The organism is Oceanobacillus kimchii X50, from assembly GCF_000340475.1.
In the GTDB taxonomy this organism is placed as follows: Bacteria; Bacillota; Bacilli; order Bacillales; family Amphibacillaceae; genus Oceanobacillus; species Oceanobacillus kimchii.
Genome location: NZ_CM001792.1, coordinates 2,929,509 through 2,938,270 on the forward strand (window position 1 = coordinate 2,929,509; position 8,762 = coordinate 2,938,270).

Annotated in this window: 10 protein-coding genes; 1 reads left to right on the forward strand and 9 read right to left on the reverse strand. The window is 34.5% G+C overall.

The window, feature by feature from the left end; genetic code table 11:
• Window position 1: 1 nt before the first annotated feature.
• Genes C794_RS15200 through C794_RS15210 form a run of 3 tightly spaced genes read right to left on the reverse strand, consistent with a single transcriptional unit; the run spans window position 2 to window position 2,507 of the window.
• Window positions 2-487 carry a TRAP transporter small permease gene (locus C794_RS15200; RefSeq protein WP_017798014.1) on the reverse strand — a complete coding sequence of 162 codons (486 nt, stop codon included), beginning with the start codon at window positions 485-487 and terminating at the stop codon, window positions 2-4.
• A 14-nt stretch (window positions 488-501) separates the two neighbouring features.
• Window positions 502-1,521 (reverse strand): TRAP transporter substrate-binding protein, encoded by a 1,020-nt coding sequence (locus C794_RS15205; RefSeq protein WP_017798015.1) that lies wholly within the window; start codon window positions 1,519-1,521, stop codon window positions 502-504.
• On the reverse strand, window positions 1,518-2,507 hold the full coding sequence (locus C794_RS15210; RefSeq protein ID WP_017798016.1) for a C-terminal binding protein: 990 nt from the start codon (window positions 2,505-2,507) through the stop codon (window positions 1,518-1,520). Before C794_RS15210 ends, C794_RS15205 begins: the two co-directional genes overlap by 4 nt.
• A gap of 278 nt (window positions 2,508-2,785) precedes the next feature.
• Between C794_RS15210 and C794_RS15215 the strand changes: the two genes are divergently transcribed.
• A complete protein-coding gene (locus C794_RS15215) occupies window positions 2,786-3,559 on the forward strand; it encodes an IclR family transcriptional regulator (RefSeq protein WP_017798017.1) in 774 nt (257 codons plus the stop codon).
• A 172-nt stretch (window positions 3,560-3,731) separates the two neighbouring features.
• Here the strand turns inward: C794_RS15215 and C794_RS15220 are convergent, their stop codons facing one another.
• From C794_RS15220 to C794_RS15245, 6 genes are all read right to left on the reverse strand, one after another.
• Window positions 3,732-4,490, reverse strand: a complete 759-nt coding sequence (locus C794_RS15220) for an SDR family NAD(P)-dependent oxidoreductase (RefSeq protein WP_026133819.1) — start codon at window positions 4,488-4,490, stop codon at window positions 3,732-3,734.
• Between the two features lie 297 nt (window positions 4,491-4,787).
• Complete coding sequence (locus C794_RS15225; protein WP_017798019.1) at window positions 4,788-5,420, reverse strand: response regulator; 633 nt, start codon at window positions 5,418-5,420, stop codon at window positions 4,788-4,790.
• The gene (locus C794_RS15230) at window positions 5,413-6,465 is read right to left on the reverse strand and encodes a sensor histidine kinase (protein ID WP_017798020.1); all 1,053 of its coding nucleotides are present in this window, start codon (window positions 6,463-6,465) and stop codon (window positions 5,413-5,415) included. The genes C794_RS15225 and C794_RS15230 overlap by 8 nt, the downstream gene beginning before the upstream one ends.
• Window positions 6,462-7,190 carry a cell wall-active antibiotics response protein LiaF gene (gene liaF / locus C794_RS15235; protein WP_017798021.1) on the reverse strand — a complete coding sequence of 243 codons (729 nt, stop codon included), beginning with the start codon at window positions 7,188-7,190 and terminating at the stop codon, window positions 6,462-6,464. The genes C794_RS15230 and liaF overlap by 4 nt, the downstream gene beginning before the upstream one ends.
• 138 nt (window positions 7,191-7,328) lie before the next feature.
• A complete protein-coding gene (locus C794_RS15240; protein ID WP_017798022.1) occupies window positions 7,329-7,970 on the reverse strand; it encodes a PspA/IM30 family protein in 642 nt (213 codons plus the stop codon).
• Window positions 7,971-7,996: 26 nt separating this feature from the next.
• Window positions 7,997-8,350: a lmo0954 family membrane protein gene (locus tag C794_RS15245; protein ID WP_017798023.1), complete on the reverse strand. Its 354-nt coding sequence runs from the start codon at window positions 8,348-8,350 to the stop codon at window positions 7,997-7,999.
• Between the last annotated feature and the right edge of the window lie 412 nt (window positions 8,351-8,762).

The window sequence follows — 8,762 nt, forward strand, 5'->3', positions numbered from 1 at the left end:
ACTAAAGCTGTTCTATGGTTTTGTTGTTCTTAATTATATTAGTGATATTATATATACAATAAAATACAATAAATAAACCACTAATCGGTATGCCTGCGTATAAATATCCTACCGGTATTTGTAGTGAAGCAGAAAGCTGATTCCATGCTACATCTACAGCTAAATATCCCCCTATCAGGAGTACAGTTAATGCAAATAGAATCGTGATAACTTCTATTAGAATCTCAATCATCAATTTAACCTTAGTCGGAAATTTATTCTTTATAAATTCAACAGCCATATGACCTCTTTCACCAAAGACAAATGCAGCACCAAATAAAACTAACCATACAAAACAATATTTTGCTAACTCTTCTGAGAAAACACTAGGGTTATTCAAAATAAACCGAGTAAATACTTGCCAAGTAACTAGCAATACTAAAAAACCAAATAATCCAATGCAAATGACTGCAAGCGTTTTATCTAAAGCTTTTTTTACTGCTTCCATATACATCACTCCATCTATTCAACTGCTGTTCTTACTTCCTCATATAACTCTTTAGCAGTTTCAGCAGTCAATTTTTCTTGGATTAAAGGCTCTACTTCTTTTTGAAAGACAGAAATATCTACATCGTTAAATTCAGAACCTTGTTCTTCCGCTTCTTTTTTAGCAGCTTGTACATCCTCATCAAATTGATCTACTTCCATATCGATTGCTTTAGATAATTCTTCTCTAAATATTTCTTTGTGTTCATCACTCATCCCATTGAATAGATTTGAATTAATAATTAGATAATCTGGAACCATCAAGTGTTGCGTATAGCTATAGTAAGAGGCTACTTCTCCATGTTTCAGGTCATTATAGACTAGTTCGTTATTTTCTCCACCGTCTAGAACTCCTGATTGAATAGCTGTATACACTTCACCTTGCCCCATCGGAGTACCTACTCCTCCCATTAACTCCATCATTTTAACGTTTGTATCACTTTCCATAACACGAATTTTTAATGCTTCCATATCTTCTGGCGTATGTATAGGCTGTTTATTATTATAAACATTACGTACTCCTCCATGAAAAGCACCTAAAACTGTCATACCGTCTTCCTCGACTGATTTATATAAGTCACCTACAATTTCCTGGTTGTTAACCACAGACATTTGATGTTCTACTGAATCAAATACATATGGCAGATTAAATACGGAAAAATCCTCGTTAAAGTTTTCCATCAAACTTCCGCCGACAATGGACATGTCTATTGTCCCTGATTGAACAAGTTCAATTGTCTCTCTTTGGGCACCTAATAGCTCATTCGGAGAAACCTCCACTTCGTATTGACCATCCGTTAATTCATTTAACTTCTCGCCAAAAGCTTCCATCGCTTTAAATTGTGGGTGACTTTCAGGTTGATTAAATGCTACCTTTAATAATTTTGTGTCTCCACTTTCTCCATCTGCTGTTGCATCATCACTTCCACAAGCAGCTAGCATGATAGTAGAAGTTAGTAGAACTACCATTAAGAATGATTTTCTAAGTTTCCTCATTGAATACTCTCCTTTTCGTTTTTGAAATTAATTGGGTAATGTACTTGATCTCCATTCATATATCGAATAGATTCCTCTGCAACTTTTCTTTTTAGTTCTAATGCTGCTTGCTCTGAATACCATCCCATATGAGGTGTACAAATAAAATTATCATGTTCTAGTAACGCTGATTCTGGTTGTAGTGGTTCGTTCTCCGCAACATCTACTGCGGCCCCAGCGATCCAATGATTAGTTAATGCCTTGTTTAGAGCTTTTTCATTAATAATTCCACCTCTAGAGACGTTGATTAAATAGGCTGTTGGCTTCATTTTAAGTAACTCTTTTTCATCTATTAGATTGCGTGCTTTATCTAAAGGACAGTGGATTGAAACAACATCGGCTTGCTCTAATAGTTCATCTAATGACAAGAATTCATCAATATATTCGGGTGATTTTTTAGATTTATTGTCTAAATACTTCGTATCGTAAGCCACGACTCTGCAACCTAAAGATTTTACTTTCTTTGCAAAAGAACTACCGATTCTACCAACTCCGATAACCCCTACTGTTTGTTCACTATGCCGGTATAGAGGCACACTTTTTTGATAATCCCAAATCCCCTTACGAACATAACTATTCATTAGAGATATACTTCTAGTAAAATTCAACATCATCGCTAATGCTTGATCAGCTACTTCATTCATTCCATAATCCGGAACATTACATACCTGAACACCATGTTCAGTTGCTGCATCTGTATCAACGTTATCCACACCAACACCATATCGGACAACTAGTTTTAGATCAGGTAAGTTTTCTATAACTCTCCTTGTGATTGGTGCATACTGATTAATAAATACTTCATAACCCTTACCTTTTGAAATTAAATCGTCTTCTGTATTACACTGTTCCAATTCAAAAGAAATCCCTTCTTTTTCGAGTGTTTCTTTTTCAACATCTACATTTCCATGATCGCAATCAGTTATTAAAACCTTCTTCTTTAACATAAAATTACTCTCCTCTCTTTACTTATCAGAGAATCTAATGTAAGCGATACCATTAAAGTATAAAACTTACTTATTAAAACCTCCTTATCTTTCTTTTTGTTCCGTAATACGGAATCAAGTTCCACAAATAATTATAACAAGCGCTTACATTTTTAACAATACAAAAATTAAAAATAAATTGAATATTTAACTTACTAATCGAAACTCAATTTACAAAAGATAATTTATCCTCTACTATTAAGTGGTAGCAATATCTTTAAGAAAAGGGTGAGAACAATATGTCAAACGTTCAATCTATTGAACGTGCTTTTACAATTTTAAAGGTACTTTCAAATAATCCCGATGGTTTAAGAATAACTGTATTGGCTGAAAATTCTAGCTTAACAAAAAGTACAACACATAGAATTACTTCAACACTTGTAAATTTAGGTTATGTTCAACAAGATCCTGAAACTGAAAAATATATGCTTGGTAATCAATTAATAAAATTAACAAGTGTGATGTTAAACAACATGGATGTAATTAAGGTTGCAGAACCCTACCTTGTTAATTTATCTAGAGATGTTAATGAAACGGTTCATTTATGTGTGGAAAATAATGGGGAAGTCCTTTATGTAGATAAAAAAGAAAAGAATCAGAACATCAGGATGTATTCTACAATCGGAAGTCGGGCTCCCCTCTATTGTACTGCTGTTGGTAAAGTTCTTCTTTCTGGCATGAATCCAATTTATTTTGAAGAAGTTATTAATAACATGACTTTTGAATTACGGACTGCACTAACCATTACCTCACAAGAGAAGCTTAGGAAGGAAATAGAAAAAGTAAAAGTACAAGGATATGCATTGGACAATGTTGAAAATGAAGAAGGAATTCGCTGTATAGCTTCACCTATTTATGATTACAAAGGTAATATAATAGCAAGTTTTAGTATATCAGGTCCTACTAATAGAGTGTCGCTTGATAGAGTAAATACTGAATTAGTAAAAAAAGTTAATATGACTTCTAAGTTAATTTCTGAACAATTTGGATACATAAAAAAAGAAAGTATTTAGTTCCACCTATCTTTATAACAAAATTAATTAGAGATCGGCAATAAACGACCAAATTGCTATAAAGGAATATGATGTTTTTTTGAATTGTACTTTTTTCTTATATGAAATACAAAAAAGGAAGCCCTTAACAGCTTCCTTTTTCATATATACATCTAATTCTGTTAACGATTCATCAACCAAGATACGGAAATTTATTATCCGTTAACTCAAATGAGTAATCTTCCGAGACAACAGATCCTACGATTTTGTCACTATCATATAGTTGAAGCAAAAAATCAGCCATTTCTTCACTGGTATGATATTTATCAAATGCCTGGTCCATATCAAAATCTTTATCGCTATTAGCAATTTTGGCAAATTCAGATTCTGTTGCGGCAGGAGCTAATACTTTAGCTTGCATTTTCGCACCATTTTCTCTTAACTCAAGGGCAAGGTTTTCCGTAAAGGAACTAACGTAAAATTTCGTAGCACTATATATGACCGCAGTTGGAGCCATATTATAACCCGCTGTTGAGGAAATGTTAATTAATTGCGTTCCTTCTACATTAGCATAATCTTGAACATAAAGAGTAGATAGTATCGTTAACGCTTCGATATTCAAGTGAAGCATATTTTGTGCTCGTTCGATATTTTCATCTTTCATCAGTGTATGAATACCAAACCCAGCATTATTAATCCATGTTTCAATGTGGTATTGCTTTAAGGATTTATATAGCTGAATAACTTCCGTTGCATTAGATAAGTCAGCGACTTTAATCACTACATCGACTTCAGGATGATCCTCCAAAATTTCATCCTTTAATTGATGTAATAACGTTTCACGGCGGGCTATAATGATTATATTTTTTCCTCGGTTTGCAAATTTTTTGGCAGCTGCATAACCAATTCCTGAACTTGCTCCCGTTATGGCTGTATATTTTTGCTTAATAATAAATTCCTCCTTAAACCTTACTCACCTTTTCATTGTACCCGCGATGTATTTTTATTAACCTTTTTCGGTACCAAAGAACTGAAAACAAAAATTGTTTCATAGAATATAACCAGCATTTTTTTAGAGACATAAGAATTTCATTAAATGTCTAAGGCAGGATTCTCCAATAGGTTGCATACCAAATAGTTATTTTCCTTTTGTCCACTATATGAAGGCAACTAAAAAAAGCCTTTCCCAAAAAATGAGAAAGACCTTAAAAATACGTATTCACAACTAACTTGAAGCTAAGGAATTATCCTACTCTACCAACTTATTCTGAAATGCATAAATTACAGCCTGCGTACGATCATGCACCTCTAACTTCCCTAAAATATTGCTCACATGTACTTTTACTGTTTTTAAAGCAATATACAATTCATTAGCAATTTCTTGATTCGACTTCCCTTTTGCCATCAATAATAAAATTTCTTTTTCTCGTTCAGTTAATTGCTCGTGAAGTGCGGTATCCTGACCAGCACGCATACGATTCATGATTTTTCCAGTCACTTCTGGCTCTAAAATGGACTGTCCCTCATACGTCGAACGAATGGCTTTCGCAATTTCACTTGCTTTCGATGTTTTTAACATATAGCTTGTCGCTCCAGCTTCTAACGCAGGATATACTTTCTCATCATCTAAGAAACTCGTTACTATGATGATTTTTGCTTCTGGCCACGCCTCGATTATCTTTTTCGTTGCTTGAATTCCATCCATTTCTTTCATGACAAGATCCATTAAAATAATGTCTGGGCGTAAATCTAATGCAAGGTCTACAGCCTGCGTACCATCATCTGCCTCTGCTATTACATCAATATCAGGTTGTGAAGAAAGATATGCAGATACGCCAATTCGTACCATTTCATGATCATCGACAAATAAAACTTTAATCATTGGATGTATCTTCCTTTCTTAAGATAGGTACTTTTACTTCCAATCGTGTTCCTTCATTCGGTACGCTTATTATCTTGAATGTACCGCCAACTTCGTACGCGCGTTCACGCATATTCTGCATACCATAAGAGCTTGTTTTGACATCTTCTGCTTGAAATCCAATACCGTCATCCGACACACGTAAAATAATATTTTGGTCTCGCTCAATTAAGAGAACCTGTAACGTAGTTGCTTTCGCATGGCGTAACGTATTTGAGATAGACTCCTGGAAAATACGAAATAGCTGATCTTCTACTCCTTTATCTGTGTTAAAATCCTCTAGTTTTGCATCAATTTCTAATGGAACTTTTTGCGTTAATTCATGTAGGAGCTCCTCGACTCCCTCTTGCAATGACTTTCCTTTTAAAGCTACGGGTCGTAAATGCAATAATAATGCCCGCATTTCGAGTTGTGATTGGTGGATCATTTTTTCTACCATATTTAACTGTTTATTTAAGTTTTCATCTTCAGAAGTTCCCGCTTCATTAATTGCTGACATCATCATCGAAGCAGCAAAAAGCTGTTGACTTACAGAATCATGTAATTCTCTTGCAAGTCGATTTCTTTCCTGAACTACCACTTCCTGCAAGCTTTGTTCACGTTCATTTGCTCTTTCGGTCGCAATCCGTTGCGCATGTTCTGTTTGGACTCTTAATTTATCTTGAAGCTGGTTCATGCGGTTCGAAATAGTATCCATTTCTTTCGGAATTTCTTCTTTTTCAGGATGTCTGTCTCCTTGAATTATTCCGTTTAACATTTTTTCAATTTGCTTCAGGTTCTCTTTCCAATACCAGCCAATAATCGTACCAATGACCGTACCGAAGATAATCGTTAAAGCTACTAATGTTAATAAGAAAGATACATCTCCTATTTTCGCTTCCCATAATGCACTCCATCCGATGGAATCGTTTAAGGAAAAGGTTAAAAAAGTCATGACCACAAATGTAAACCCTAAGAAAAAACTACAAGCAATTGACAAGAGGACATATCGCATAATCGTCTTCATACGCGTTTCACCTCAATGTCTCCAGAAAATATCGAAGTAATGATTTTTACTCTTGGGTACGTTACACTGTAAGACTCAGTCTCATAATGAATAGATTTATTCATTAACCTTTGATGATACTCCCCAAATATCGATGCTCTTCCAAAAACGGAACTATGATGGATACTGACTTCAACTTCATATGGAACATAAATTTCAATATTACCAATTAGGTGACGAATGGATATTACTGCTGTATCATTCGGAAGCACGGTATTACTTAAATCAATAATACGATCACCGAAAATGCCATGCATGTTAACATCTTTCCACTGATAAGCAGTTTCTTCTGTTCGATAATCATCAAAAAAACGTTCATCGAATAAAGGCTCTACATATGTCATGGTTTCACGCTCGTAATCCTTTTCCGGAAATTCTGGTGTTTCCTGACTAGGTTCTTGAGTTGATTTAATATAATTCAATATGAAAAAGACAATCGCCGCAACAATGAAGAAACGTATTGCCAATAAGTTGAAAAATGAAAAGGTGAAACTAATTAAAGAAATCGCAAATACAATTTTCCACCATAAACTGTGCAGCCTTTTCCAACTAAAATACACGAAGAATCCAGATATTAGTGCGGAAAACAAGGACCCACCGTGGAAGAATATAATTTCAAAAACAAAGAGAATAGCCCCGATGATCAATATCCAGTTAAAATATTTCGTGCTGAGTTGTTTGAACATCTGCCATTCTCCTCTCTTTTTGTTTTGTTTAAATGCTTTTGTTCATTATAACTAATCTAATTTTAATATGTAATAAATACAGGCGCAAAGTAAATACGCCTGTATTAGTATATCATGAAGATTTCCTATCTACCGAATCTATTTTACTTCATTTTCTTTCTCTTCTAATTTCTTCTCAAGCGCTGCAATCTTATTATCGAACGTACTTTGATAGTAAGAGCTATTTACTCTATACTCTAGATTTTCAATATATTGTTCCATTTCTTCAAACTTGGAGTAAGGTTTTTCTGCTGAATCTGTAACCACACGGTTAATCTGATGATTCGCTTTTGCGATATTCTCACGCCCCATTAGTTCCATTCTGCGCAAATGCATATCTTTTAAGCGATGCTTCATTTCTTCGTATTTTTGCTCTAAATCTTCTAGTTGCTTCATCGCTTCTTCTCTCGATGCTTTCATGCGATCTGCGCGACCTTGGTATTCTTCATATTCTTTTAAAGCAAATTCATGCATTTCTTCTTCCTGCGCACGATCGGCAACTCCCGCCTGTTTTAATCTTTTATCTGCAAGATCTTGTGCTTTCATGTATTCGCGTGTGAATTCTTCCTTTAATTTATACTGACGGTCAATAAGCTTTCTTACTTTTTCCTTTTCTTGTTCACTTTGACGTAGATAATGGTTTAATGCTGCAATTGGATTCTTTTGTTCCTTTTTATCCATCATGGTGTGAAGATCCGCGGAAACTGAGTCCTTTATTCGTGTAAAAATATTCGTTGCCATAAAAAATCTCTCCTTTTAATGTTATTTTATTTATTTAATTCTGCCCATTGTCGTTCAAAATTGGTAAATGGGTCATCATCTTCTTTTACTTCATGAACGATATCACTGTCTGTTGAATTCCAATTTTTATATATAAGATAAAGCGCATAGGCAGCTGCTATTCCAATAACCGCATAAATGTTTGAAAAGGTAATGCTTAGAACAATTAATCCAAGGATCACCCACCCAACTTTTGCAGCTGTGGAATCCGTTTGGATGAATTTTTTGAAGCATACATAAAGTAACCCTACACTGATTGCTAGTAATACCATCGGACCGAGATTGACAAGCAAGATGAATAATGCAACCATTCCACCGAGAAATAACATAAATTTTTTCATTGCCGTTTTCCTCCTTTCATTATCGTATCTTTATCTTACCGACTATACCGTTCCCCGATAATGAGCTTGAGAAATATCTTTTACTAAGACTTAAGATGTATATGGGGCTAAACTATCTACTTTTTATGCAATGTTAGAAAAAAATGACTTTGATCGATTGATGAAGCATTACATAAGATATTGAGTTATCGTGATGAATCAATTGTTTGTTCATGACCATATAGAAGATCGTGTGTTAAAGTATTTAGAATAACTTACACACTTTAGTTGACAGCCCCAGTGATTAAGAATGGGTCTGGTCTATTCACTACTTTTTTGGATTTCCAAAGCGGTTTTGGTTTATAGATCACGTCTATTCACTACTTTTAGATTTCCATTGCTGTTTGGTTTATAGAGCGCTTCTATTCACTAC